Below are 24,974 nucleotides of genomic sequence, written 5' to 3'. Positions count from 1 at the left end.
CTAGCGGGCTTGGGGAACTCTGGGAATTCTCTCAAGCCACTGGGGCGGATGCGTATAGTGGAGAGGACGTTGTTATGTTTGGCCTCGTTATGAAACGCACGGTTTTTTCGTTGATCCTTGTGAATCTTTTAGCCCCGCTGAGTCTGGGGACTGTTGCCTCGATCATCCCGTCACGTTGGACTCAACCTGTCATCGCTCAGTCTCCTAACCAAATTTTTGACGATCCCGAGATTACGCCAGAACAGGAGGCGCTGATTCATGAGATTATTCGCGCTACCAATGAGATGAATGTGATGCTTGAGTCGGTGCGACTGACATTAGAAGGGATGCCACAATTCCCGGCCCAGCTGCGGGAAGAGTATCTGGGCCGGTTTGAGGCGGATTATCTGGATTTGGTGACGCCAATTTATGCGGAATATTACACTCAGGAGGAGTTGGAGGCACTATTGGGGTTTTATCAGTCTGATGCAGGTCGGGCCATTGCTCAACGCGCTCCGGATGTGGCGCGCAATGCGTTTAATCGGGTTTCAATCTGGGCTGAAGTTAATATTCTCGATATCTTGCAGGATATGGGATATTAGACCTGTTGAGATGTTGGAGGCGATCGCCATGACTTCCCATTCTACAAACCGTTCTGCCAAAACCATTGTCCTGACTGGGGTCAGTCGCGGACTCGGACAGGCGATGCTAGAGGGGTTCATTGCCCAGGGCCATCGCCTGTTCGGCTGTGCAACGGATGAGGGGGCGATCGCCCAACTCCAGAAAACCTACGGAGATCCCCATCAGTTCGCCGTCGTGGATTTGGCGGATGATGGGCAAGTGCAACGATGGAGTCAACAGGTTCTCCAGGAAATTCAGGGTCCCAATATTCTGATTAATAATGCCGGAGTCATCAACGAACCGGCCCCAGTCTGGGAGATGTCTGCCCCGGAGTTTGATCGCGTTATCGATGTCAACATTAAGGGGGTGGCCAACGTCTTGCGCCATTTTGTCCCTGCCATGATTCGGCAAGAAGGGGGAATTATCGTCAACTTCAGTTCCACCTGGGGGCGCAGTACCTCCCCGGAAGTCGCCCCCTACTGTGCCAGCAAATGGGCCATTGAGGGCTTAACGCGATCGCTCTCCCAGGAACTTCCCCGTCATTTGGCTGCTGTCGCCTTGAACCCTGGTGTCATCAATACCGATATGTTACAAATCTGTTTCGGCAGCAGTGCCAACAACTACACCACGCCCAAGGCCTGGGCCCGTTCAGCGGTTCCCTTCATCCTCAACCTAACCCCCCAAGACAATGGTAAAGCGGCCACTGTTCCGGGCTGAGCGGGGGGAGCTTATTTTTCCTCGACGTTCAAGGGGTTACGCAATTCTAAGAGGCGGGGAACGGCGATCGCCAACACTAGCAACAGTAAAGCCCCCACACTAAAGGTCGCTACCCCAGAGACGAGTTTCTCTAAAGGAACCAAGCGCCCCACGAAAAAGGAGAGACTCACCATCACCGAGGCCCAAACCGTTGCCCCAGCAGCGTTACAGAGAAAGAACTTGCCATAGGGCATCTCAGAAATTCCCGCTAGGGGACCGGCAAAAATTCGCAGCAGAGCCACAAAACGCCCCAGAAACACGGCTTTTGCCGCATTGTTGGCAAATTGATTTCGCAGGCTGTACAGTTGTTCATCTGGAATCCGCAACAGCCGACCGACACGCAACATGAGGGGAAACCCTCCCCACTTGCCAATCCAATAACCAAAATTGTCTCCCAGGATTGCTCCCCCCGTGGCGCAGAGGAGAACAATCCAATAGTCAAGTTCCCCCTCTCCGGCTAAAAAACCACCCACAAGCGTTAAGGTTTCTCCGGGAAGGGGAACCCCGGCATTTTCCATGGAGATTCCAAAAAAAACCGCCCAGTATCCGTACTGACGGGCGATTTCTTCGACCGCTTCTAAAGAGATTGCCTCAGACATTCAATGCCTCGATTGACTCATAATCTTCTTATTTCTTAACACTTTTAGGTCAAAAAATGCAATGAACCCCGGCATCGGCGAGGCACAACGCAAATCGCACCGATTAATGCTAACGGGAGGATGCACCCTGTCCCCTATACAGATTCGCTGACCAAATTGGGGGGTTAGGCGCCACCGAAGGAGGGGAGAGATGCCCGCTGTTGAGACTCCTCAAAACTCGGTAAATCTAGGTTTCCAGACTGGCGGCGCGTCCGCTGCGCGAGGCGATAGCTGACACTTTGTAGCTCGGAATGGAGCTGACGATTTTCTCGCTGTAACATCTCGACTCGTTCCTGAACGGGCTTAAGCCGCTCTGCAAACTTTTGTTTATAAATCTCAGGAAGCTCTTGTACGACTTGCTCTAACATTCTAGCGCGATCGTTGAGTTCTTGCACCGTTTGGCGCTGCTGCACCAGTTCGCGATCGCGCTCGGCAATCTGTTGTTGGTAAAAGTCGACTTGTTGCTCGACTTCAGAAAGTTGGGCATGGAGCAGTTGCAGTTGCTCACTCTGCCCCTGGTTGCTGGCGGCTGGGGTGGCGTTGCCACTGCCCTTGACGAGCCGGAACAGTTCCTGAGAAAGTTGCTGCACGAGTTGATCTCGCATCTTCACTTCTTCTTGCAGGTGCGCGACTTCAGCCCGAAGTTCTTGCGGGTTGAGAGATTCTGTCAGGTTTACCAAAATGACCTCCTCGGCAGGCTAACGGTTCAATTGAGACAACTCAACGGCGTATGAGTTCGCTTTTCTAATTATGAACGATACTTTAGCATCTGTCCCGGGCGATCGCTCCCCTTGGTCAACCTTTTGTTGCAAATTCTGGGACAATTTGGCAGATGCGTTCAGGCTTGAGTGAGAGGGGAGAGACGATGGCAGGCCAATTGATTGTCTTTGAAGGAATCGAAGGAGCGGGGAAAACGACGCAACTGCAACGGGCGGCGGCGTGGCTGCGATCGCAGGTTGCGGTTCCGGTTCTGACGACTCGCGAGCCGGGGGGAACCCTCTTAGGGCAAGAGTTACGTCATTTATTGCTCAAGGTGCGAGATGCCGATGAGATTTCCCCTCGCTCAGAATTACTCCTCTATGCCAGCGATCGCGCCCAGCATGTGGACCAATACCTCAAGCCTAACCTAGCTCAGGGGGCGATTATCCTGTGCGATCGCTATACCCACTCCACGTTGGCCTATCAGGGCTATGGACGACAACTGGATCTCAAATTAATCCAACAGCTTAATGCGATCGCCACTGGGGGACTACAGCCCCACCTAACCTTCTGGTTAGATCTCGCCCCTGAAGTGGGCTTACAGCGAATTCAGCAGCGAGGAGAACCCAATCGCCTGGAACGAGAAGCCCTCGCCTTCCATCAGCGAGTCCGTCAGGGCTATCTCAGCCTAGCCCAACAGGACCCGGAACGGATGATTCGCCTCAATGCTGAGGCCCCCGCCGAGGAGATTGAACAAGAAATCACAAAAATTTTGCAAAAGAGCCTAGGCCAGCCCTTATCATGATGAGGGGAGCTAAAGATATCTGGTTAGCTTCCGGTCAATGACGATAGGGAAATGGACTGGAGATTGTGGCAAACGCGATACATCTGGCCCTAGTGGAAAATGGGGCGGCCCGATGGACGAATGCAAAACGGGGTCAGGGGGCGATCGCTTTAGATTTAACCGACGCACATCTGATCGGTGCAGATTTTCGAGATTTTAATCTGGCTCATTGCAATTTCCGGGGGGCGACTCTGATTGGGGCTAACTTTCGCGGGGCGACGCTCACCGGGGCAGACTTAAGTGGCGCCAACCTCAATGGGGCCAACTTTCATCAAGCCAACCTGCGACAGGCCAACCTCAACGGCGCTCAACTACGTCGCGCCAGTTTATGTGAAGCAGATTTACAAGGCGCTCATCTCAATCAAGCGGACTTATCCGAAGCCACACTCCACGGTGCAGAACTGATTGGGGCCTATCTCTATGAGGCCAATCTCTCCTACAGCGACCTTTCTGGGGTGCATTTCAACGGCTCCTACCTTGCCGGTGCCAACTTAACCAATGCGAATCTCAGTCAAGCGGATTTACGACAAACCCATTTGCATCATGCCAATTTTTCGGGGGCGACCTTGACGGAGGTGGTGTTACGCTACGCCCAGATGCAAGGGGTCATTTTAGATGCCGCCCAGCTAAGCCAGATTGATGACTCGGGTGCAGTTGGGATAAAGAACAACTCCCCTAACCTCTGACGCAGGGGTTAGGGGAGCAGATTGGCCGGGGAATAGGCCCCAACGTTTAGCCGTTGTCCTTGCGGGCGTAATCGTCCTGGAAGCGGATAATATCGTCTTCCCCGAGATACTCACCATTCTGAACTTCAATGAGAACGAGGGGGATGACACCGGGGTTTTCGAGGCGGTGGCTGGTTCCTTGAGGAACATAGGTGGACTGGTTGCTGTAGACCAGTTCCTCCTTCTCATCACAGATGACTCGCGCCGTTCCGGAGACAACGATCCAATGCTCGCTGCGATGGTGGTGCATCTGCAAGCTGAGGCGATGTCCCGGCTTGACTTCAATTCGTTTGATTTTATAACGAGTTCCTTCTTCGAGGACGGTGAAGGAACCCCAGGGGCGCAGTTCGGTGGCTGCGATGCCTTGGGTGGTCTCGGCTAAGGTGGGTAAAGTTTTATGATTAGTGGCTTCTTTGGGAGATTCTTTAACAGATGCCATATTGCGAGTCGCCTCCGTCTATCCTTGGACTGTCATGGGGTAGAGGGCGCATGAACCCTCACAAATCCCATTGTGATACACAGATCTTGAATCTGGGGAATTTTCCAGGAAGCTTTAAGCAATCTTTATAAACCTGGGGGGGAATGGCTTTAAACTCATCATTTTTTGAGCCATTTTCGGACTCGTTGTGCTAAGGAGACTTTCGGAACTAACTCTGAATCCGGGGGAACGACGGAGCTGTTAAGGTAGCGATAATGCTTCCAAATGTCCCAGTAGGGACAGCCGGGAGTAATGCGAATTCCCGCCCAGTGGAGATAGTGCAAGCGTTTGTTACCATGGTTAGGGTCCAGCAACGCGCCGTCACCGGTGGGCAGAAACTGAGAACTACCCGCCCAACTTCCGGGCAGACCATCCCCTTGATGGACTAAGTTAAAACGCTGTTCTGGTTTCAGGCGAGTTAAGATCATGTAGTTGATGATGGGCTGATCTGAGGTTTTCTGGCTAAAATCGAAGTAACTGGGATGGGCGGCACATTCAGCAAACACGTCGTAGAGATCGGCTTCGTCAAATAAACCTTTCTTACCAGCCCACCAGCCTCCGTTGAAAATTCCGTTCACATCCTCTTCAGATAAAACACCTTCTTCAAAAATAGTTGGGGAAAATACATTTTTAATGCCACCAGAATGCTGGTAGTCTAAGCATAGAAAATCATGTTTGTCGAATGCGTCAAGTTGGTCAATAATTTTATCAAAAACGACGATATCGGTATCAATATACAGGAATTCATCATAGTCTCCAAACCAACAGACTTGCTTACGAAACTGATTGGGACGGGCAAAAAAACTATCGCCGAAAATCTTTAAAGCCTGGTCAGAGATTCGCTGAATCGTATCTAAGTCCGAATAGAGTTTAACTTGATAATGCTTGCTAAGATAATCTGCCACCTCTTGGACGTTCTCGTCATAGGGAATCAGGGTGATGGGAGTCTCTTGATCGTAGTGACGGATGCTATTGAGGAGTGCGATCGATAAGTCCAAAAAGCGGTCATTGGCAGTGATATAGATTCCACGCATTGATGTTATTCTCCTGTCTTGAATTAGCGATGCAAGTTGGCTCAACCATGGACCACCTCAACGAGAGTTGTATCACAAAAAAAATAGTTTCGGTAAAATCACAGAAAAATCTTAACAACCGATTGAACCGATGTAGAGCCATCTCAGTCTGTAGTCTTAGAACCCGGCGATGGCTGAGGTTCTACAAACTGTAGACGTATCGTTAGACACAAGGTGTAGGTTCGGTGATGGTCCAACATTCATGGTGGTAGCAGCAATGGTAGCAGCAGACAAACCTGATCGCCCCGCCGATGGGGAGTTAGTGCGTCGGTGCTGTCAAGGAGATGAACTGAGTTTTCGGGAACTATATCGACGCTATCAAGGGAAGGTGCGAGCAACGCTTTACCAACTTTGTGGTCGGGAGGTGCTCGATGATCTGGTTCAGGAAACCTTCTTGCGGGTTTGGAGGGGGCTGCCGAAACTGCGATCGCCCGACTACTTCTCCACTTGGCTCTATCGTATTGTTTGGAACGTGGCCACCGACAAACGGCGGGAGTTTGCCAAAAGCGCCGATTTGCGCGCCAAACTCCAACCGGAACCGCCGGTAGCCCCCCCGGATCTGATGGAACTCCATTATCGGGATTGGGTGGAACAGGCGCTACAAGAGCTGAAACTGGATTTTAGGAGTGTGATTGTTTTGCATGATCTCGAAGATCTTCCCCAAAAACAGGTGGCGGAAATTCTCAACATTCCGGTGGGAACCGTCAAATCTCGTTTGTTCCACGGGCGAAAACTCGTCCGGCAGTATCTTGAAAAGCAGGGGGTGACATTTTGAAAGACGCGTATGATTACGATGACGATCGCCAACTCGTCGCGTTTTTACGGCAACATCGACCGCTTCCACCCCCCGCAGCCGCAAACCTCGAACACCAGCTGCTAGAGAAACTTCGGGTGGAAGAGACTCTAAAGCGCCTGAAATGGCGACAACGACGGTGCTGGGGGGGAGCGATCGCAGCGGCCCTGATTCCCTTAGCTTGGTTGGCTCACCGCAGTTTCTCTCCCCAACTCAGTTCCGCCGAGTTGGTGCAACTCGAAACCTTCCTCGAAGACAGTTGGTATTGTTCCAGCTATGAATGTGAACCCCACCTGGGGGAACGTGAAGAATGGGAGATGGTTTGGGAATTTTCGGAACGCTAAGACCCACAGTCGCCAAACAATCCCCTGCGAGACTCCCTTCACTCAAGGGTTCACCCAAGACAAACACGTACAAAGGATAATGATCATCATGATTAACTTAACTCGTTCCAGCAATCGCTTCAAAAACCCAAACTGCACTCGCAAAGCTGTTCTTTGGGGACTTCTCGGGTTCCTGGCGTTGGGAACGTTAACCTCCTCCTACGCCAATGCTGAAGATTTACGCCCCCGTGAGAATCACATGAGTCAGCGTGGCTCCCGAGATGGGGGACAAATGCGTTGGATGGAACGCTTAGACTTAACGTCGGAACAAACGAACTCCATTCAAGCCATCCGCGATCGCTATCAACCGCAAATTGACTCGGTTCGGGAACGGATGCAACAGCAGCGGGATACCATGCACAGCGTCATGGGGAGTGACGCGTCTGAAGCTGAAATTCGTCAACAGCGTCAACAGATGATGCAGTTGCGCGATGAGATGTCGGAGTTGCGCTTCAACTCGATGATGGAAATCCGCGAAGTTCTGACGGAGGAACAGCGGGCCCAGGTTCGCGAGTGGATGGAAGAACGTCGTGGAGAATGGGGACGCGATCGCGGAAACCGGGGTGAACGTCGTGGCTCTGGGGGAACCCGCTAAGCCAAACCCGCCGTTGGTAGGGGGAACTCTGCCCAACTGTCCCCAAAATCCGCTAGGATCCCCATAAAGACATACTCGCGCCAGGAATGCTTTGTCGTCCCTGGCGCTTTTGCGACTCCATGAAATTTCTCGAACTCGTCCTACAAAATTTTGGTCCTTATATTGGACGACAAGAACTCAATCTGCGCCCCATCGAAGCCGAAGGGGGCGAACTGGCGCCGATTATCCTCTTTGGGGGGATGAATGGTGGCGGTAAAACCACCCTCATGGATGCGATTCGCCTGGCCCTCTACGGACAACGGGCCCAATGTTCGACTCGGGGAAGTCTCAATTATGGGGAGTTCCTGGCTCAATGTGTGAATCGCCATAGTGACCCCCATGCGAAAACCAGTATTGAACTGCTGTTTGAGCAGGTGGTGGATAATCAGCAGGTGCGGTATCGCATCATTCGCACGTGGGATCGGCATCCCAAGGAGGGGAAGGAAACCCTGGGGATTTATCAGCCGGATGGGGTGGGAAATAGTGATTGGAAGGATGAGGGCCTGTCAGAAACTTGGGATGAGTATGTGGAAACGCTGCTTCCTTTGGGAATTTCTAATCTGTTTCTGTTTGATGGGGAACAGGTGAAGGAGTTGGCGGAACAGGAGGCCCCACCGCCGTTGGTGTCGGGAGCGATTAAGTCTCTGTTGGGGTTGGAGTTGGCCGAACGCTTGGCGGTGGATTTGGAGGTGTTGGTGAATCGCAAGCGGAAGACGTTGGCGGGGAAAAAGGAACGGGCGGAGATTGAGGCGATTGAGCGGCGCTTGCAGGAGGCTCAGCAGGAACATCAGCAGCTTCAGCAACAGGTCAAAGAGTTGAAACGGGAGCGCCAGAGCGCCCTGGAGGACGAGGAACGAGCGACGGCGGTGTTTCGCGCTCAGGGGGGCAAAATTGCTGAGGAACGGGCGGCCCTGGAGGCTCAGCTTGGGAGTCAGAAACAGGAGGTGGAGCGTCATCGCGATCGCCTGCGGGATTTGGCGGCGGGCTGTTTACCTCTGGTTGCGGTTCAGCCGTTGTTAGAGGCAGCCGAGCGGCAGGGGGACTGGGAACAACGGGAAACTCGCGCTCGTTTGTTGCAGGGGGCGATGCAGGAGCGAGATCAGCGGCTGTTGGATCTGTTGCAAGGGTTGGGATTGGCGAAACCTCAGTTAGAGACGGTACAAGATTTTTTGCAGGAAGATAGCCCTGAGACGCAGGATGAGGCGGCGGTGTGGTTGGGGTTGAGCGATCGCCAGTTGCAGGGGTTACGAGCCTTGTTGGGCGATCGCCTCCTGGATGGGGTGCGTCAAACTGAGGCGACACAGGAACATTTACAAGGGGCGTTAGAGGCGTTTGCACGGACGGAACAGCTCATTGCTCAGGCGGCTCCGAAGGAGGAGAGCGATCGCCTCTTACTCGCGATGACGGAGGCTCAGGGGGCACGCCAGAAACTCGATGCCATGCTGGAGTTGCAGGAACGGGAGGTTCAGCAGCGAGGGGCTGAGGTGGAACGAATTAAGAAGGAGTTGGCCAGTTATGGGGAGGAGAATGTCGATCGCCAAAATGCCAATCATTTAATTGATAACGCCAAGTCGGTGCAACGGACGTTAGCTCAATTCCGGGAACAGTTGACGCTACGGAAGTTGAATAAGCTAGAACTGGAGGTGACGGAATGTTTCCGCTATCTGTTGCACAAGTCGGATTTGGTGCATCGGGTGGTCATTGAGGCGGAGGACTTTCGCTTACTGTTATATGATCGTCAGGGGCAGATGGTTCCCAAACATCGTCTCTCGGCTGGGGAAAAGCAACTGTTGGCGATCGCCTTCCTCTGGGGATTGGCGCGGGTATCAGGCCGTCAGCTTCCGGTGGCGATCGATACGCCTCTGGGCCGTTTGGATTCGTCCCACCGTCAAAATTTGGTGGAACGCTATTTCCCGGCGGCGAGTCATCAGGTGATTTTGCTGTCAACGGATACGGAGATTCGTGAACCCGAAGCCAAGCAACTACGCGAGTTTGGGGCGATCGCGCGGGAATACCGCCTCGACTATGACCCCAAGTTGCAGCAAACCCAAGTGAAACCGGGGTATTTTGAGTTTGGGCAATAGGGGGTAGGGGCGTGCCCTTGTGGTCGCCCTCTTCTTCCGGCATAACCCACCCCTAACCCCTCCCTGGAGGGGAGAACCCACCCCTAACCCCTCCCTGGAGGGGAGAACCCACGTAGGGGCGTACCCTTGTGGTCGCCCTCTTCTTCCGGCAATAGGCAATAGGCATGAGTGAGTATTCTTGGAATTTCTGGTTTACATTGCCGATTTATCCGTATGGACAGCGGCGGACGTTGCGGCGGGAGGTGGTGCGCGATCGCCTCTGGACGTTTGACCAACTTCAGGGGATTTTCTATGTGGTGGTTCCCATCCGCATGACCGTTCTGAAACTCGATGCGGGGGGCTTGTTGGTTTATGCACCGATCGCCCCGACGGGGGAATGTTTAGCCCTTCTCAATGAATTGGTGGCGGCTCATGGTCCGGTACGCTATATCATCCATCCGACGGTATCGGGGTTGGAACATAAGGTGTTTGTGGGACCGTTTGCACGGGCCTGTCCCCAGGCGCAGGTGTATATTGCCCCGCAACAGTGGAGTTTTCCTCTCAATCTGCCGCTGAGTTGGTTGGGGCTTCCGGGCGATCGCACTCATGTGATTCCCGACGAACCCAGTCAACTCCCCTTTGCTGATCAATGCGCCCTGGAGGTTCTTGGCCCCATCAATCTGGGAGCCGGTTGGTTTGGAGAAGTAGCACTCTATGACCGCCCCAGCCGCAGTTTACTCCTGACGGATAGCTTGATTGCGATTCCTGAAGATCCGCCGGCGATCGTTCAGCTTGATAGTTTTCCACTCTTGTTTCACGCCAAAGATAGCCCCTTTGATGTGGTCGAAGATACTCCCGAGAATCGCCGCAAAGGTTGGCAACGCATCTGTTTATTTGCGACCTATTTTCGCCCCAGTGTCTTGGCAACTCCACCCTGGAGTCAGGTGATTCGGGATGCGTTCAAGGCCGGCGATCGCTCTCGTAAAAACTACTTTGGCTTATATCCATTTGAATGGAAAGACGATTGGCAACGCTCCTTTGATGCTCTCCGGGGAAACGGTCGTCCACTCGTGGCTCCCGTGTTGCAGCAACTGATTCTCAATCGTGCGCCCCAGGAAACGTTAGATTGGGTGGAACGGGTGTCTCAATGGCACTGCGATCGGCTTATTTCTGCCCATTTTCAGCCTCAAATTATTAGCACAAAAGAGCAATTTTGTCAAGCGTTTTCCTTCCTGGAAAATCAGGAGTTATTGAGTTCGTCTCCGCTTCCTAATGTCGATTTACAACTGTTAGCGGAAATTGATAAAACGCTTTGCGATCGGGGCATTGTTCCTCCCTCAAAACTTAGCCGTTAGTTGCTTTACATCTTGTCAAACCTTCAGGAAAAACGACCATGACCACCTTGAATTTACCACCGATGGGCTGTGGAACCTGGGCTTGGGGAAATCGCCTGCTTTGGGAGTATGATGAGAGCATGGATAGCAGTCTACAACAGGTGTTTAATCTCTGTGTAGATAATGGCGTTACCCTGTTTGATACAGGGGACTCCTATGGAACTGGAAAACTCAGTGGACGCAGTGAATCGTTATTAGGACAATTTGCCCAACGCTACTGTGATACCGCTGTTAACGTGCAACGGACGGAAATTTGTCTGGCCACGAAGTTAGCCCCCTATCCTTGGCGACTCACTCGACGTTCGATGATTGCAGCGGCGGAGGCTTCAGCGGAGCGTTTGGGGAGAATTGATTTAGCCCAAATGCACTGGTCTACGGCTAATTATTTACCCTGGCAAGAATGGCCCTTACTTGATGGGTTAATGGATTTATATGAAGCGGGAAAGGTGCGGGGAGTTGGGGTCTCGAATTATGGTCCGAAACGACTGCGGCGAGTGCATCGTCGGTTTGCAGATCGGGGAATTCCAATTGTTTCGTTGCAGGTGCAATATTCGTTGTTATCGACCTATCCAGTGACGGAGTTAGGGTTGAAAGAGGTCTGCGATGAATTGGGGATTCAACTGATTGCCTATAGTCCCTTGGCGTTGGGTTTATTGACGGGGAAATACTCGGCTGAGAAGACCCCTTCGGGGTTACGGGGAGTGGTCTGTCGGCAGATTTTACCGGGGGCGCGATCGCTGTTGGATTGTTTGGGGGCGATCGCCGAATCCCGCGAGAAAACTCCAGCGCAAGTGTCTTTAAATTGGTGTATGGCGAAAGGGACGATTCCCATTCCGGGGGCGAAAACGGTGGAACAGGCGCAGCAGAACCTAGGGGCGTTGGGTTGGATGTTAGACCGTGGCGAGGTTGAGGAATTGGATCGGGAAGCAGCGAAGGTGAAAAAGCCTATGGTACAGAATATTTTTCAAACCCGCTAGCTTGCAGGGGTCGAGTCATGTCCCAACTTGAACGATGTGTTCTACGGTTAGGTTTAACTCCGGGAATGTGGGCGATCGCAACCTGTCTTGACCTCTAAATAAAGTAACCCGGTACTCTCCATCGACCCAATCATAAATCGAAATCATCGGTTGCTTCGGGTCTCCAATATAACGCCGACCTCCCAATCCTAAATAATCAACAACCCAATATTCAGCAATTCCCAACTTCTCGTATTCTCCCAGCTTCATCAAATAATCATCCTGCCAATTGGTACTCACCACTTCTATGGCTAACTTAATACTCGTACCCTGCGTGATTGTCGATCGCTGTTTCCATAACGGCTCATGGTCTAGGGCATTCGTATCCAAGACCATCACATCAGGGATATAAGCCGATTTAGGGGAATCAATGGCTTTAACCAGTCCTTGGCGGGGGATAAAAAAGGGCAAATCCTGACAGTCAATGTAAACGGATAGTTTAGAGGCTAAAAAACCGGCAACTTGCTCGTGGGTTCCTGTTGGTTGCACCTTAGTAATTACCCCGTCATGTAATTCAAATCGACCCTCATAACCATCGGGATACCAATCCAGGAACTCCTCTAACGTCAATGAGATTTTTTGTTCTTCTGTCCGGGTTAACATGGCTCACCTCGACCTTTATGGCTCATATAGCTTGCATCCTATCGTTTTTCCGGGCTGGGTCGCCATCGCCGAAACAACAGCAGGGGTGCATCGCCGCCGATACACCCCCCAGTCTTAACCGTTTCGGTAACGCTTCAGCCGACCTCTACTTCGCCGCGTCGGTGAGTTGCGTCAACACCTGATTTGAGCGATTGATAAACTGCTTCATCCCGTCCGCGTCAAAGCCTTTCTGAGACATCAACGCCAAATCATAGACATGATGACAAATCAGACTCGCTAACTCCGAGGAAGGAGATCCCTCACTGGTAACAATTCCACCCTGAGCGATGTTGGCCAAATTCTGAATCATCGGGTGAGCGGTGTTGACCACCAAAACATGCTCGTCGGGGAAGTCGGACTGTTCCTGCTGCAACAGGGCCGTCATATCCCGCAGACGACGCATGGCTTCGGGGAGTAACACCATCGCCGGGGGAGAGGTTTGAGCGTTATCCCCTTTCAACGACTCGGTGCGAATGGTGAGTTTGGGTTTGTTTAGGGCCGCCTCAAACAACTCTTTGACTTGTTCACTGCGGGTTTTGTTGGTGTTGGGGTCAACGATTTCGTTTTCTTCACCACTGACGAGGTTTTCATCAAGTTCTGAGTCAACTCGGGAGAATTTGACATCAGCATGATCTCGTTCCAGGTAGCTGATGAAATGAGTGTCGATAAAGGAGTCGAGGAATAAGACTTCTAAACCTTGGTTTTTGTGAAGTTCCACATAGGTGGCTTGGGTGACGGCGTCGGAACAGTAATAAACCCGGTTCTCATGGCGTTCTTTGTTCCGTTCGAGATATTCCGCCAGGGTGGTGTAGGATTCCCCGTTTTGGGTGATTCCACCGTCGGCGTTCCCACCATCGGGGTTGACATCTTGCCAAGCATCGCCCTCGGTTTCGACTTGTACGCTGGCGCTGTCGCTTTGGTCTGAACTTAAGTCAGCAGTGGTTTTGTAGATGACGATGTCCTCGATTTGTTTCTTGAACTTCTCGTCGTTGATGTAGCCGAATTTGACGAAGGTTCCCAAGTCTTTCCAGCATTTGAGATACTGGGGTTTGTCTTCTTTGTAGAGTTCTTTGAGGCGATCGGCCACTTTTTTGGCGATGAAGTCGGCAATTTTGCGGACTTTGCGATCGACTTGTAGGGCGCTGCGGGAAACGTTCAGGGGAATGTCAGGACTATCGATGACCCCGCGCATGGGCATCAGGAATTGAGGGACGATTTCTTCGCAATGGTCGCTGACAAAGACATGGTTGCAGAAGAGTTTAATGTTGCCTTTGGTGACATCCACGTCGGGTTTCAGTTTGGGGAAGTAGAGGATGCCGTTAATTTCAAAGGGATAGTCGGTTTTGAGGTGAACCCAGAGGAGGGGTTCGTCTTGGAAGGGGTAGAGATACCGGTAAAATTCTAGGTAATCTTCGTCAGTCAGATTGCTGGGAGATTTGCGCCAAATGGCAGGTTGTTCGTTGAGAATTTCCCCTTCAAATTCGATGGGAACGGGCATGAAATCGCAGTAGGTTTTCACCAACTGGCGGATGCGAGGGGATTCGAGATATTCGGTTTCTTCGTCTTGAAGGGTGAGGGTGATGGTGGTTCCCACCTCTTGGCGATCGCTCTCGGTGAGTTCAAATTCTGGGGAACCGTCACAGGTCCAATGGACGGCTTCTGCTCCTTCTTTATAGGAGAGGGTATCGATTTCGACGGTTTTGGCAACGATGAAGGAGGAATAAAAGCCTAAGCCGAAATGACCAATAATGGGTTGATCGGCACCGCCGCTATATTTTTGGACAAATTCTTCGGCGCTAGAGAAGGCAACCTGGTTAATATATTTTTTGACTTCATCGGCGGTCATGCCGATGCCGTTATCGCTAATGGATAGAGTTTTGTTGTCTTTATCGGCTTTGAGGACAATTTTGGGATGGTCGGTGTCGCCATCAAATTCTCCGGCGTAGGAGACCATTTTAAGTTTTTCAATGGCATCTACGGCGTTGGAGACGAGTTCCCGCAAAAAGATTTCATGGGCTGAATACAGCGACTTTTTGATGATGGGAAAGATATTCTCGGTATGGATTGTAATGTTGCCTTTTTCGAGGACAGTCATAATAGTTTTATGAGGATTGACAAGGGAATAAAAGGAATGGCATAAGCCTATCCTGATCCTGACGGGAATTGGTCAAAACGACAAGTGGGGAATTGCGAACTTTTCGTGCAATTCCCCAACGGATTGAGTTCGGATTTCCTCACTTGGCGATGGTGACTGGGGAAATCTCAGTAATGGGTTCCGGTTTTGCGGTGATGAACGGCGGTTTGGGTGTCTGGGTTAAAGACGTTCCCGGCGGCGATGGTGGCGTAGACGAGCCAATGGTCGCCACATTCCATACGCCGTTGCACGGTACATTCGAGATAGGCGATCGCATCTTCTAAGATGGGCGAGCTATTCTCGGCTTCCCGGGTTTCCACTCCGGCAAATCGGTCTTCACCGGGGTTGAAGGGTTTGAGAAAGTGCTTCATTAAGCCCAGGTGTTTCCCCTCGCCGAGGATATTCAGGGCGAAGGGACTCCCCTGATAGAGTAGGGACTCGATCGCCCGCTCTTTGGCCACTGCGACGGTTAAGCCGGGAGGGCTAAAGGTGGCTTGGGACACCCAAGAGGCTAACATGGCACTTGACAAGTCACCCTGTTTTGTGGTAAGCACGCACAGCGACCCCACTAAACGCCCAACGGCTTGTTCGACGTTGCTGGCAGGTTCGCGGCGGCTGCGGACTTTCTTGGCTTTACGGATGGTTTGGGCGAAGTCGGTTCCGGCTTCTTCGCAGGTTTTGAGAATGACCTCGGTGGGTTTGAATTTAACGCGGATGGGGTCAAAGGCCAGTTGATAGCCGCCATTGCGGAGTTTGCTCTCTAAGAGGTCGATGGCCTCGCCACTCCAGCCAAAGGAGCCAAACACACCGGCGGGGGTGGTTTTGGGAACGGTGGAGAGGACGATTCCCAGGGCCGTTTGAATTTGGGTGGGAGCATGGCCGCCGAGGGTGGGAGAGCCGATAATGAAGCCGGAACAGTTTTCAACCCGGCGTTGGATCTCGTCTGGGGGAGTGACTTCGCAGTTAACGGCTTCGACGTTGACCCCGGCTTTGGTGAGTCCTCGGGCGATCGCCTGGCCGATGGTGGCGGTATTGCCATAGGCGGAGGCGAACAGCAGGGCCACGGTGACATCTTTATCTTTCTGTTCAGCACTCCACTGGCGATAGGATGCCGTTAAATCCCGCATTCCTTCCCGCACAATCGGACCATGGGCCGGTGCGTAGAAACGGATGGGGGGCAGGGAGGCAATTTTCTCTAGGGAGGTGGCCACTTGCCGAGCGTTGGGGGCCATCAGACAGTCGAAGTAGTAGCGGCGATCATTGGCGTATACCGATGAGCCTTCGTCGAAGACTTGATCGCCGCAGACATGAGCGCCAAAAAACTTATCGGTGTAGAGGATTTGGGTTTTGGTGTCGTAGGTGGCCAGTCCATCGGACCAGCGGGGGGTGGGGGTGGGGGTAAAGAGAAGGCGATGGCCTTGTCCGAGGTTTAGGGTTTCTTCTCCCCGCATAACTTTGATTTTGGCTTCGTAGCCTTCGTCGGCGAGGAAAGACCGCAGGGCGATCGCCCCTGGGTTGGAACAGACAAAGGTGAGTTTGGGGGCAATATCCAGCAAGGCCTTGAGGGTCACGGCCCGGTTTGGGTTAACATGACCCAAAATCACATAGTCAATGCTATTGATATCCACCCGGTCTTTTAAGGTTTGCAGAAAAATCGGGGTAAACGATTCTCCAGGAGGATCGAATAATGCAGTTTTGTTACTTTCGATGAGATAGGTGTTGGCGGTGGTGCCTCGCTGACGGGCATATTCAATTTAATGCAGTTTTGTTACTTTCGATGAGATAGGTGTTGGCGGTGGTGCCTCGCTGACGGGCATATTCAATTTCAAAGCGGAGTCGTCCCCAGGTGCGCGATCGCAGGATTCGCGTATTCTCGGCAATGGGTAAAACTTGTTTCAAAGCGGAGTCGTCCCCAGGTGCGCGATCGCAGGATTCGCGTATTCTCGGCAATGGGTAAAACTTGTACGTCTCTAGGTTTGTCAGTCATAGGAAGAAGGGAACAGGGAACAGGGAACAGGGAACAGGGGGGAACCCACCCCTAACCCCTCCGAGGAGGGGATTGGAACGGGGATATTTGGGATTCGTCCTGTTCCATTCCTGGGAGTTAGTAATGGTTGCCGACTTTGCGATGATGGACGGCGGTGAGGGATTCGGGTTTGGAGACGCGACCGTCTTCTACGGTGCTATAGACAATCCAATGATCCGAACATTCCATGCGACTGGCTACAGTGCATTCTAAATAGGCGAGGGAATCCCCTAGTAACGGAGAACCATTGTTTGCGGTTTGGCTGTTGACGCCGGCAAAGCGATCGGCACCGGGGGGAAAGCGTTTGAGAAAATGCTTCATCAAATGCTGATAGTTGCCTTCTTCGAGGACATTCAAGACAAAACTATCGCCGACTTGCATTAGGGATTCAATGGCGCGGTCTTTAGCCACGGCAATGGTTAAGCCGAGGGGTTTAAAGCTGGCTTGAGAGACCCAGGAGGCGAGCATTCCACTGCTGATTTCACCCTTTTTGGCGGTGATGATATAGAGTCCACCACTCAAGCGACCTAAGGCCTTATCTAGGTCACTGTCGAGGGCTTTCATTTTTTTAATGGCATCTTTGCGAGTGAGCAATTGAGCCATGTCGGTCCCGGCCTCTTCACAGAGTTGATAGGTGGCTTGACTGGGGGTGTCTGTGATGCGAATAGGGGCAAAGCCGGGTTTGAGGGTGAGATCTCGGAATTTGGTAACGAGGGGATCGATGGGTTCGTCGTCGCCACCATAACATTCAAAAACTCCGAAGGCTTGTTTGTCGTGGATGGCGGCAAAGAGAGTTCCTAAGGCGTCGAGAGTGGCTTTGGCGGTGTTTCCGGAGGAGGGGGGGGTGCCGATAACGATTCCGGCGCAACGGGAGACGAGTTCGTGAACGTCTTGGGGGTCGGCGGATTTGAGATCCATCATTTCCACGGCCACTCCAGCTTTGGTGATTCCGCGGGCGATCGCTTGGGAGAGGCGATCGCTATAGCCATAGTCGGAAATATAGAAGACGGCCACGCAAGTCTCGGCGTTGGCTTTCTCGTTACTCCAGTCCCAATAACGTCCGGTGAGTTCGCTAACGTGATAACGCAGAATGGGGCCATGGCCGGTGGCGACGGTTTGGATATCGCCCAGTTTTTTCATCCGTTTCATGGCCGAGATGACTGATCGCGCGTTGGGGGCCATGAGACATTCGTAGTAGAACCGGAAGTCGGGTTCGATGGGTTTGAGGTTCTCGTCATAGGGTGCCTCAGAACAGTAGTGCATCCCAAACGCATCGCAGGTAAACAGGACTTGGGTTTTCTGGTCGTAACTGAAGATGGTGTCGGGCCAGTGCAGGTTCGGCGCGTTAACGAACTCGATGATGTGGCCGTTGCCGAGATCGAGGGTGTCGCCGTTTTTTACGATCTGTTTCTCAAAGGGTTTGTGAACCAGGTTTTCTAGGAATTGGATGGCGACTTTGGCACCGACGACGGTGGCGTTAGGGGCCAGTTCCAGGACATCGCGCACGAGACCACTGTGATCGGGTTCGGTGTGGCTGATGATGAGATAGTCGATGTCTTGGGGGTTGATTTGGGCTTTGAGAGTATCGAGATAGAGTTGCCGAAATTTCTCGTGGGAGGTGTCCACGAGGGCAATTTTGTCACTTTGGATGAGGAAGGAATTATAGGTGGTTCCGTTTTGTAAGCCAAACTCAATGTCGAAGCGATCGCGATCCCAGTCGAGGGAACGGATAGCAGTGGTGTCGGCGGCGACGTCCTCGACTTGCATAGTGAGGCGTTTTTGGCTGGGAGCGGCGGCTACGACCATAGGATGACCTCTCTTATTTTCGTTTTGTTATGGGTCTATTGTTACACATCCGTAACAATTTCAGGCATTAAAACAACCTATCGGTTGCATAACTTCGGATAACATGGCAACTGACCTTATAACCGTTGGGGGTTAATGCACTGGCCATTTTGGGCGTGCTTGCAGACTTTGTTCCAGAGGTCGGCCCGAGTTCCAGGGGGACCGAAGGAAAAGAGGACGCGATCGCCCATGGGAAGTGTTTGAATTTTCACCTTGCAGACTGGACAAGTTTGGCAATTCGACTCAGACATAGCAATAGGGACATTAGAGAATCGGGTGTAGGGTCTCAGAACTCTCGTTGTCGAGGGGGGTCATCTCAGAGAGGTCGTCTCCCCGTCCTGACCGTAACATAGCCGCTTCATCCTCCATCGCCGCCTCTAAGTTCAAACTCTCGTCCTCATTGGCGGGGGAGTCACGAGGGGCGAGCCGTTCCTCCTCGGGGAATGAGTCATCTCCTGATTGCTCACCCGGTTGCAGGGGCGAAACATTATCCTGGGAAAAGTCCTGAGACAGCTCATCATCCCCTCCAGTTAGCGTTGGAGACTCCGGGAGATAGGAGGGAGAATTCGAATTATCGGTATCAGGGGGGGTTAACAAGACCGGATCGACCCCTAGAGAGGATTCAAGTGTTTCTAATGGTTCGCTCATGGTGATTTATCAGAGTCACTAACGACAGGTTTGAGGCAACCCACGGCGATCGCCCTAGGTTCGGTGGTTAAGTTTAATTATTTTTAAAGATGTTCTTGAGCTTTTTGTTACACAGGTAACGGACATATGGCTTGTTAAACGGCATTGCCTTCGTGGATCTATTATATCGCAGTCAGGCTTAGGGTTCCCCTCTGAACGAGAGTTAGCAGGATTGACAGGTCGTCGTTGAGGTGGGCTATGATTGGCACTGATGAGTCGAGGCAAGGGTCTATGGAGGTTCACAGTAATCGTCATCAACCTCTCTCTGAAATGGAACAACAAGCACTGTCTGACTTGGCCAAGCGAGCTAAAAAAGCCTTGGAAGATGGTGTGATCTCCCGTCAAGAGCGGGATGAGATCGTAGCGGCTATTTATGCCGATGGCAAAGTATCGGTTGAAGAATGTGCTATCTTTCGCTCGATTCAAGAGAAAATCTGGCTCGGAGAAGTGATAATTGCTGAGCAATAATGATTCTCATTGTGGTTTAAATTAATTTAAAAAATAATAATATTACCACTAAGTGACTCGTTTGGATTTATCTTCCTAATGGAAGAAGATACTAGAGATATGATGATTTACCCTGGGGGAAAGACCGTACTTCATCTATCTCTAGTTCATGTCAGACTACTCCTTAAATGCAGCTTGTGAGCATCTAAAGAAATGGATTGAAAACTTTCTTGATGTCAGTCATCCTCATTTTGGCGGACTATCTCCCTGTCCTTTTAGCCGTCAGGCCTGGATTACGAATCGGGTCGATGTTCAACCTTGTCAGCGTGACCGCTTAGAATCTCAGATCTTGGAGATTGCAGATCGTTGGAGCGATCGCTATGATGTTTGCATACTCGCCAATTTAAGCAGGGAGCCTATCCCTGATGTGGAACGGCGGATTGAAACCTTGAACCCTACACTCGCTCAGCATGATGTTGTGGCTCTTGTAGACTCTCCCCGCAATCCAGCAACAAGTCTTACTCATACGAGTACCAGTAATCATAAATACTTGTTGATTTTACTTCAGCGGCTGAGTCATTTACAGACTGCCAGTCAACAGTTAGAGCAGACAGGGTATTATGACCGTTGGACGGCTGTAGATTTTGAAAATCTGGTTGATTGGCGATCGCAACTTCTCGACTCCCCAGATGATGATTTAGATGCCAACCTGATCTGATATTTTATACCATTTTTTGAAATCTTTGCCAGACATACAAACCGAAGAGGGCGACCACAAGGGTTCGCCCCTACGGACATCTATCGCACAATTTTTGAAAAATGGGATTAGAAGATGGCTCTTTTTAAGAATAGTTAAAGGCTGGCTAGTTGTACTCTAGGTATCTAGGAAACTTGAGAAGATTCAGTCAGATTTTAGCTTGTACTTGAACAAGAAGACTAACGTTCCTAGATACCGGCTTCAGCCAAGGTTATTTAATGACCTCCAACTCGTCCAGTTTTACGTTCTAGAAATGCTTTTGCTATCAGTGTAATGGCTGCCAAGCAAGCCAAAACAACGGCAGCAGAATACGAGGACTGAGTTTGATATTGATTGTGCATTTCTTCGACATACAAAGGCAGACTTTGAGTTCGTCCAATGAGATTTCCAGAGACAACAGCAACAGCACCAAACTCTCCCATTGCCCGAGCATTAGTCAGAACAATTCCATAGAGTAAGCTATAGCGAATTGAGGGGAGAGTCACTCGCCAAAATGTTTGCCAATCATTAGCTCCTAAAGTTTTTGCAGCTTCTTCCTGTTCCCGTCCAATTTCCTCTAATACGGGTAGTACTTCTCTGGCTACAAAGGGCATTGAAACAAATGCTGTTGCGATCGCCATTGCAGGAAATGCAAACATAATACGGATTCCCCAAGACTCTAAGGTTGGACCAAACCAACCCTGACGACCATAGAGTAATACCAGCATCAAGCCAGCCACCACTGGAGATATCGAGAAGGGTAAATCGATTAAACTTAACAATAAAGTTCGTCCCGGAAAATGATGATGGCGCGCTAACGCCCAGGCCGTGATGATTCCAAAGACGACATTTAAGGGAACAACCACCAACGCAATTTGCAAAGTTAAGCCAGCAGCATGAAGAAACTCCCGCGACCTTAAGGTGGCTACAAAGGGTTCCCATCCATCGGCAAAAGCACCCACAAAGATGTTAATGGCGGGAATAAAGAGAATCAGACTCACCAAGATGAGTACGCCAAAAACCAGGGAAATTTCTCCTAGGGTCAACTTTGAATTTGCCCCCTGCGATCGCACCGGTTTAATCCAAAACCGAGGATCCCAGACTTCCCAAGACCAATGCAGGGGATTCCACTTTTGAAAAATAGTCAAATTTTGAAAATTCATGGCGAAGAAATCAGCTAAATAATCATAAGAGAGAACAACAGGCGATAGCTTATTCAGGATGAGAATGAGTTTGAGCGAGCGATTTATATCAAGCTTGATTCATCCATTTTCCCCAACGCTGTAAGAAATTAATCACCAACAGAGAAACTAAAGACACCAATAACATCACAGAACCAATCACCGCTGCTCCAGCATAATCAAACTGTTCCAGCCGTTGAAAAATCAAAACCGGTGCAATCAAATCCTGAAAGGGAATATTTCCGGCAATAATCGAAATCGAACCATACTCTCCCACAGCACGGGAAAAGCCTAAGGCTACACCCGTGAGAATAGCAGGCAATAATGGTGGTAGTAAGACGCGACGAAAGGTTTGCCAACGGGACGCTCCCATGCACCACGCAGCTTCCTCCAATTCAGGCTCCAACTCTTGTAAAACCGGTTGAACCGTCCGAACTACAAAGGGAAGAGAAATGAAGACCATTGCCACTAGAACCCCCAGGCGTGTAAACGAGACTTGAATCCCTAAGGGAGCCAATAGGGAACCAATCCATCCCCTCTCGTTATAGACTGTAGCTAAGCTCAATCCAGCAACAGCTGTTGGTAAAGCAAACGGTAAATCAATGCCAGCATCAATAATACGCTTACCAGGAAACTCATATCGGATCAAAACCCAAGCAATACCTACCCCAGTCAACCCATTGAATAGGGCCGCGAACAAAGCAGTACTAAAGGTAACTTCATAGGCCGCCAAGGCAACAGGAGTCGTCGCAATTCGCCAGATTTCTGACAAGCTCAGCCGTTGGGTATAAAGCACGACTGCCGCCAGAGGAAGGAAAAGCATGATGCTCAGATAGCCGCCAATCCCCCACCAGTACCAAGGAATTTTATTGAGAACAGGAATTGAAGGCTTACTAGAGGAGAAAGGAAGTTTATTCATGGTTTTTGGGGACATTTATAAGACGCGAGGTAAGACGGGACTAGAGAAAACAACTTGAGCGTGGCTTAAGGCAAGGGTTCGAGAAGAGAACAGAGCAACAGTGAGAACGAGAAGCAAGGATTAAACACTAACGACCGATGTTGGCTTGAATATCATCAAAAATTGCTCCATCGGCAAAAAACTTATCTTGGACTGTGTCCCAACCCCCAAGATCTTGGACGGTGAACAGGCCACTTAGGGAAGGGTATTTTTCGCTAAATTCTCCAGCAATGGCTTCATCAACGGGACGGAAGCCCACTTCAGCAAATGCCCGTTGAGCCTCAGGGGTATAGAGAAAACGCACAAAAGCTTCAGCAACTTCCCGGGTTCCATGTCTATCTACATTGGCATCAACGACAGCGATGGGATTATCGATGGAAATGTTGCTCTCGGGAATGACGAAGGGTAGCGTTTGTCCCTGTTGTTGAGCTAGGAGTACCTCATTTTCATAGTTGATCAGCACATCTCCTTGTCCTTGTTCATAAAAGATATCCGTTGCTTCACGGGCGTTGCGGGGCAAAATAGGCACATTTTGATAAACCTGTTGCACAAATTCTAAGGCTTGTTCTTCATTACCCCCATTTTCAGTTTTATGACCCCAGAGGACTAGAAAGTTCCAGCGCGCACCACCGGAGGTTTTAGGGTTGGCAGTGATCGTACTGACGTCATCTCGGGCTAAATCGTCCCAACCTTGAATATTTTTGGGGTTGCCTTCACGGGTGATGATGGTCGCAACAGAACGATGGATGATCGAATCATTGGGGGCTTCATTTTCCCAGCCGGGTTCGATCAGACCTGCATCTTCAATGGCTTGTGTATCCAAGGCTAAGGCTAGCGCCACTACATCAGCCTCTAAGCCATCAATGACAGCTCGGGCTTGAGAACCTGATCCTCCATAACTTTGTTGAATGACCACGTCTTGATCATGTTCAGCCTGCCACTGCTGAGTGAACTGGGGGATAATTTGCTCGTAGGCGGCCCGGGTGACTGCATAAGACACTAAGGTGAGTTCCACCCGGTCTCCTCCACCGACGGCACCGCCGCAGGCAGAAATCACCCAGCTTAAGGTTGTTCCCACCAGGAATAGGGCAACGCTTTTTTTCCAGAGCTTCGATCTCTCGATCAAGCGTCTTAAACCTTGGCCAGTTCTGAGTTTCATGGCTCTTCTCCTTTAATCTACGGTTTACAGGTCGGAATACCGGATTTGAACGTGAATGTGATTGTAGCACGGTTTTATCTCATGTCAATTATAGTTGAATCGAAAAACATTTGTGATTCACTTGCAATCTAACTTAAGATCGGTTACCTTGGTTACAGAGAACAACAGCAGTGGTTATGGCAAAGCCTGCGGACACTCCAGCAACGGCGACGATTGCGGAGGAGGTAACCCGGAGTAACTATTTATTTCGGGGAATGGATCAGATGGAGCTATCGGAGTTACTCAACTCTGAGGGTGTCGCTCGGCAAAAGCTTTATTCGAGCCGACCGGTCTACACGGCGTTTCGCCCGGATACCTCAACCGACGTCTTATATGTCGTGGTGAGTGGTGGGCCTGTCATTGTCCGCAGTACTCCTTTAGATCGCATTGTTGCCTTGACCTATCCTGGAAGCTGTTTCGGGATGCGTAACCTGGCTCTGGCTTATGGGCGAGTGAGTCGTTCCTTTCCTAGTTTGGTAGAAGCCTATAAGACTACGAATGCGATCGAGATTCCGGTTGGGATTGCCAAAACCTTATACACCGAGAACGAGGTGTTTCGAGAACGCTACGATTATCTGTTTGAATTGCGGGAGAAATTTCAATATCACCTGCTCAATTGCAGTACCTATCCTCCCCAAGCTGTGGCAACTCTTTTGCGGGCTTTAATCTACCAAGAGCGATCATTAGGGAATCAACCCCAGGCGGATGGCCTCTATGTCTTTGACTTACCCGTGGATATCATTGCCCACAGTGCGCAGTTGAACCATCGCACGGTTGAACAAGTCCTAAAAGGGATGCGTCGCCAAGGACTCATTTTGCCGCCCCAGGATGATGATCCCTCGACCGATACGCTTCGGGTTGCCGATGCGGAAGGCTTGAAAGAGGTTTATAGTGCCACCCGAGACAAGGTGGACTGGTGGCCCCTGAAATAGTCTGAGTCCACAACTTGTATTAATTTGGAATATCTTCCCCAGTTCAGTGTGGGGTCTGTTGGATCGTGGAACTTTTCCCACGTTCTCAATCT

The 24,974-nt window shown here is 51.0% G+C and carries 25 protein-coding genes and 1 pseudogene; 13 read left to right on the top strand and 13 right to left on the bottom strand.

Annotated features, from left to right (window positions below):
* Positions 1–74 precede the first annotated feature (74 nt).
* Both L855_RS18880 and L855_RS18875 read left to right on the top strand, forming a co-directional pair.
* The gene (locus L855_RS18880) at positions 75–581 is read left to right on the top strand and encodes a DUF2059 domain-containing protein (protein ID WP_159790506.1); all 507 of its coding nucleotides are present in this window, start codon (positions 75–77) and stop codon (positions 579–581) included.
* A 28-nt stretch (positions 582–609) separates the two neighbouring features.
* The gene (locus tag L855_RS18875; RefSeq protein WP_159790505.1) at positions 610–1,317 is read left to right on the top strand and encodes an SDR family oxidoreductase; all 708 of its coding nucleotides are present in this window, start codon (positions 610–612) and stop codon (positions 1,315–1,317) included.
* An 11-nt stretch (positions 1,318–1,328) separates the two neighbouring features.
* Here L855_RS18875 and L855_RS18870 read toward each other — a convergent pair whose 3' ends face one another.
* Both L855_RS18870 and L855_RS18865 read right to left on the bottom strand, forming a co-directional pair.
* A complete protein-coding gene (locus tag L855_RS18870; RefSeq protein ID WP_159790504.1) occupies positions 1,329–1,955 on the bottom strand; it encodes a DedA family protein in 627 nt (208 codons plus the stop codon).
* A gap of 164 nt (positions 1,956–2,119) precedes the next feature.
* Positions 2,120–2,674, bottom strand: coding sequence for an Npun_F5560 family protein (locus L855_RS18865; RefSeq protein ID WP_425500583.1), 555 nt, complete (start codon positions 2,672–2,674; stop codon positions 2,120–2,122).
* A 185-nt stretch (positions 2,675–2,859) separates the two neighbouring features.
* On the opposite strand from L855_RS18865, the gene tmk reads away from it, so the two are divergent.
* Together tmk and L855_RS18855 are read left to right on the top strand one after the other, a co-directional pair.
* Complete coding sequence (gene tmk / locus L855_RS18860) at positions 2,860–3,498, top strand: dTMP kinase (RefSeq protein ID WP_159790503.1); 639 nt, start codon at positions 2,860–2,862, stop codon at positions 3,496–3,498.
* Positions 3,499–3,563: 65 nt separating this feature from the next.
* Positions 3,564–4,223 carry a pentapeptide repeat-containing protein gene (locus L855_RS18855; RefSeq protein ID WP_159790502.1) on the top strand — a complete coding sequence of 220 codons (660 nt, stop codon included), beginning with the start codon at positions 3,564–3,566 and terminating at the stop codon, positions 4,221–4,223.
* A 46-nt stretch (positions 4,224–4,269) separates the two neighbouring features.
* Here the strand turns inward: L855_RS18855 and L855_RS18850 are convergent, their stop codons facing one another.
* Both L855_RS18850 and L855_RS18845 read right to left on the bottom strand, forming a co-directional pair.
* The gene (locus L855_RS18850) at positions 4,270–4,701 is read right to left on the bottom strand and encodes a cupin domain-containing protein (protein WP_159790501.1); all 432 of its coding nucleotides are present in this window, start codon (positions 4,699–4,701) and stop codon (positions 4,270–4,272) included.
* A 158-nt stretch (positions 4,702–4,859) separates the two neighbouring features.
* Complete coding sequence (locus L855_RS18845) at positions 4,860–5,774, bottom strand: Npun_R2821/Npun_R2822 family protein (RefSeq protein WP_159790500.1); 915 nt, start codon at positions 5,772–5,774, stop codon at positions 4,860–4,862.
* 241 nt (positions 5,775–6,015) lie between these two features.
* Between L855_RS18845 and L855_RS18840 the strand changes: the two genes are divergently transcribed.
* The 6 genes from L855_RS18840 to L855_RS18815 all read left to right on the top strand — a co-directional run bounded on the left by L855_RS18840 (position 6,016) and on the right by L855_RS18815 (position 12,057).
* The gene (locus tag L855_RS18840) at positions 6,016–6,588 is read left to right on the top strand and encodes a sigma-70 family RNA polymerase sigma factor (protein ID WP_246199117.1); all 573 of its coding nucleotides are present in this window, start codon (positions 6,016–6,018) and stop codon (positions 6,586–6,588) included.
* Positions 6,585–6,950 (top strand): hypothetical protein, encoded by a 366-nt coding sequence (locus L855_RS18835; protein WP_159790499.1) that lies wholly within the window; start codon positions 6,585–6,587, stop codon positions 6,948–6,950. Before L855_RS18840 ends, L855_RS18835 begins: the two co-directional genes overlap by 4 nt.
* Before the next feature lie 88 nt (positions 6,951–7,038).
* On the top strand, positions 7,039–7,584 hold the full coding sequence (locus L855_RS18830) for a Spy/CpxP family protein refolding chaperone (protein WP_159790498.1): 546 nt from the start codon (positions 7,039–7,041) through the stop codon (positions 7,582–7,584).
* 119 nt (positions 7,585–7,703) lie between these two features.
* Positions 7,704–9,707 carry a DNA sulfur modification protein DndD gene (gene dndD / locus L855_RS18825; RefSeq protein ID WP_159790497.1) on the top strand — a complete coding sequence of 668 codons (2,004 nt, stop codon included), beginning with the start codon at positions 7,704–7,706 and terminating at the stop codon, positions 9,705–9,707.
* 164 nt (positions 9,708–9,871) lie between these two features.
* Positions 9,872–11,041: a DUF4336 domain-containing protein gene (locus tag L855_RS18820; RefSeq protein ID WP_159790496.1), complete on the top strand. Its 1,170-nt coding sequence runs from the start codon at positions 9,872–9,874 to the stop codon at positions 11,039–11,041.
* Between the two features lie 38 nt (positions 11,042–11,079).
* A complete protein-coding gene (locus L855_RS18815; protein ID WP_159790495.1) occupies positions 11,080–12,057 on the top strand; it encodes an aldo/keto reductase in 978 nt (325 codons plus the stop codon).
* Positions 12,058–12,072: 15 nt separating this feature from the next.
* On the opposite strand, the gene L855_RS18810 is transcribed toward L855_RS18815, so the two are convergent.
* The 6 genes and pseudogenes from L855_RS18810 to L855_RS18790 all read right to left on the bottom strand — a co-directional run bounded on the left by L855_RS18810 (position 12,073) and on the right by L855_RS18790 (position 19,391).
* Positions 12,073–12,699, bottom strand: coding sequence for a Uma2 family endonuclease (locus L855_RS18810; protein WP_159790494.1), 627 nt, complete (start codon positions 12,697–12,699; stop codon positions 12,073–12,075).
* 145 nt (positions 12,700–12,844) lie between these two features.
* Positions 12,845–14,833 (bottom strand): molecular chaperone HtpG, encoded by a 1,989-nt coding sequence (gene htpG / locus L855_RS18805; RefSeq protein ID WP_159790493.1) that lies wholly within the window; start codon positions 14,831–14,833, stop codon positions 12,845–12,847.
* Positions 14,834–15,000: 167 nt separating this feature from the next.
* Positions 15,001–16,771: pseudogene (locus L855_RS18800) on the bottom strand (diflavin flavoprotein).
* 205 nt (positions 16,772–16,976) lie between these two features.
* Positions 16,977–18,704: a diflavin flavoprotein gene (locus L855_RS18795; protein WP_159790492.1), complete on the bottom strand. Its 1,728-nt coding sequence runs from the start codon at positions 18,702–18,704 to the stop codon at positions 16,977–16,979.
* A gap of 116 nt (positions 18,705–18,820) precedes the next feature.
* Positions 18,821–18,994, bottom strand: coding sequence for an NblD family protein (gene nblD / locus L855_RS22325; protein ID WP_484591715.1), 174 nt, complete (start codon positions 18,992–18,994; stop codon positions 18,821–18,823).
* A 13-nt stretch (positions 18,995–19,007) separates the two neighbouring features.
* Entirely contained in the window at positions 19,008–19,391 is a 384-nt protein-coding gene (locus tag L855_RS18790; protein ID WP_159790491.1) for a hypothetical protein, read from the bottom strand.
* A gap of 237 nt (positions 19,392–19,628) precedes the next feature.
* On the opposite strand from L855_RS18790, the gene L855_RS18785 reads away from it, so the two are divergent.
* Both L855_RS18785 and L855_RS18780 read left to right on the top strand, forming a co-directional pair.
* Positions 19,629–19,898, top strand: coding sequence for a phage regulatory CII family protein (locus L855_RS18785; protein ID WP_219729953.1), 270 nt, complete (start codon positions 19,629–19,631; stop codon positions 19,896–19,898).
* A gap of 148 nt (positions 19,899–20,046) precedes the next feature.
* The gene (locus L855_RS18780) at positions 20,047–20,595 is read left to right on the top strand and encodes a hypothetical protein (RefSeq protein ID WP_159790490.1); all 549 of its coding nucleotides are present in this window, start codon (positions 20,047–20,049) and stop codon (positions 20,593–20,595) included.
* A 254-nt stretch (positions 20,596–20,849) separates the two neighbouring features.
* Here L855_RS18780 and cysW read toward each other — a convergent pair whose 3' ends face one another.
* The 3 genes from cysW to L855_RS18765 all read right to left on the bottom strand — a co-directional run bounded on the left by cysW (position 20,850) and on the right by L855_RS18765 (position 23,911).
* Positions 20,850–21,776, bottom strand: coding sequence for a sulfate ABC transporter permease subunit CysW (cysW, locus tag L855_RS18775; protein WP_159790489.1), 927 nt, complete (start codon positions 21,774–21,776; stop codon positions 20,850–20,852).
* A gap of 88 nt (positions 21,777–21,864) precedes the next feature.
* Positions 21,865–22,713, bottom strand: coding sequence for a sulfate ABC transporter permease subunit CysT (cysT, locus tag L855_RS18770; protein WP_159790488.1), 849 nt, complete (start codon positions 22,711–22,713; stop codon positions 21,865–21,867).
* Between the two features lie 127 nt (positions 22,714–22,840).
* Complete coding sequence (locus tag L855_RS18765; protein ID WP_159790487.1) at positions 22,841–23,911, bottom strand: sulfate ABC transporter substrate-binding protein; 1,071 nt, start codon at positions 23,909–23,911, stop codon at positions 22,841–22,843.
* 176 nt (positions 23,912–24,087) lie between these two features.
* Between L855_RS18765 and L855_RS18760 the strand changes: the two genes are divergently transcribed.
* Positions 24,088–24,882 (top strand): cyclic nucleotide-binding domain-containing protein, encoded by a 795-nt coding sequence (locus L855_RS18760; protein WP_159790486.1) that lies wholly within the window; start codon positions 24,088–24,090, stop codon positions 24,880–24,882.
* Positions 24,883–24,974 lie beyond the last annotated feature (92 nt).

Source organism: Sodalinema gerasimenkoae IPPAS B-353, assembly GCF_009846485.1.
Classification (GTDB): Bacteria; Cyanobacteriota; Cyanobacteriia; order Cyanobacteriales; family Geitlerinemataceae; genus Sodalinema; species Sodalinema gerasimenkoae.
The sequence above is the reverse complement of the archived record's forward strand: the minus strand, read 5'-3'. Positions and strand labels throughout refer to the sequence as shown.

What these genes read in the sequence shown, in the direction of transcription:
- L855_RS18880 (WP_159790506.1), top strand. Translation starts at nt 75, where the DNA reads ATGTTTGGCCTCGTTATGAAACGCACGGTTTTTTCGTTGATCCTTGTG.
- L855_RS18875 (WP_159790505.1), top strand. Translation starts at nt 610, where the DNA reads ATGACTTCCCATTCTACAAACCGTTCTGCCAAAACCATTGTCCTGACT.
- L855_RS18870 (WP_159790504.1), bottom strand. Translation starts at nt 1,955, where the DNA reads ATGTCTGAGGCAATCTCTTTAGAAGCGGTCGAAGAAATCGCCCGTCAG.
- tmk (WP_159790503.1), top strand. Translation starts at nt 2,860, where the DNA reads ATGGCAGGCCAATTGATTGTCTTTGAAGGAATCGAAGGAGCGGGGAAA.
- L855_RS18850 (WP_159790501.1), bottom strand. Translation starts at nt 4,701, where the DNA reads ATGGCATCTGTTAAAGAATCTCCCAAAGAAGCCACTAATCATAAAACT.
- L855_RS18845 (WP_159790500.1), bottom strand. Translation starts at nt 5,774, where the DNA reads ATGCGTGGAATCTATATCACTGCCAATGACCGCTTTTTGGACTTATCG.
- L855_RS18840 (WP_246199117.1), top strand. Translation starts at nt 6,016, where the DNA reads ATGGTGGTAGCAGCAATGGTAGCAGCAGACAAACCTGATCGCCCCGCC.
- L855_RS18830 (WP_159790498.1), top strand. Translation starts at nt 7,039, where the DNA reads ATGATTAACTTAACTCGTTCCAGCAATCGCTTCAAAAACCCAAACTGC.
- dndD (WP_159790497.1), top strand. Translation starts at nt 7,704, where the DNA reads ATGAAATTTCTCGAACTCGTCCTACAAAATTTTGGTCCTTATATTGGA.
- L855_RS18820 (WP_159790496.1), top strand. Translation starts at nt 9,872, where the DNA reads ATGAGTGAGTATTCTTGGAATTTCTGGTTTACATTGCCGATTTATCCG.
- L855_RS18815 (WP_159790495.1), top strand. Translation starts at nt 11,080, where the DNA reads ATGACCACCTTGAATTTACCACCGATGGGCTGTGGAACCTGGGCTTGG.
- L855_RS18810 (WP_159790494.1), bottom strand. Translation starts at nt 12,699, where the DNA reads ATGTTAACCCGGACAGAAGAACAAAAAATCTCATTGACGTTAGAGGAG.
- htpG (WP_159790493.1), bottom strand. Translation starts at nt 14,833, where the DNA reads ATGACTGTCCTCGAAAAAGGCAACATTACAATCCATACCGAGAATATC.
- L855_RS18795 (WP_159790492.1), bottom strand. Translation starts at nt 18,704, where the DNA reads ATGGTCGTAGCCGCCGCTCCCAGCCAAAAACGCCTCACTATGCAAGTC.
- nblD (WP_484591715.1), bottom strand. Translation starts at nt 18,994, where the DNA reads ATGTCTGAGTCGAATTGCCAAACTTGTCCAGTCTGCAAGGTGAAAATT.
- L855_RS18790 (WP_159790491.1), bottom strand. Translation starts at nt 19,391, where the DNA reads ATGAGCGAACCATTAGAAACACTTGAATCCTCTCTAGGGGTCGATCCG.
- L855_RS18785 (WP_219729953.1), top strand. Translation starts at nt 19,629, where the DNA reads ATGATTGGCACTGATGAGTCGAGGCAAGGGTCTATGGAGGTTCACAGT.
- L855_RS18780 (WP_159790490.1), top strand. Translation starts at nt 20,047, where the DNA reads ATGTCAGACTACTCCTTAAATGCAGCTTGTGAGCATCTAAAGAAATGG.
- cysW (WP_159790489.1), bottom strand. Translation starts at nt 21,776, where the DNA reads ATGAATTTTCAAAATTTGACTATTTTTCAAAAGTGGAATCCCCTGCAT.
- cysT (WP_159790488.1), bottom strand. Translation starts at nt 22,713, where the DNA reads ATGAATAAACTTCCTTTCTCCTCTAGTAAGCCTTCAATTCCTGTTCTC.
- L855_RS18765 (WP_159790487.1), bottom strand. Translation starts at nt 23,911, where the DNA reads ATGAAACTCAGAACTGGCCAAGGTTTAAGACGCTTGATCGAGAGATCG.
- L855_RS18760 (WP_159790486.1), top strand. Translation starts at nt 24,088, where the DNA reads ATGGCAAAGCCTGCGGACACTCCAGCAACGGCGACGATTGCGGAGGAG.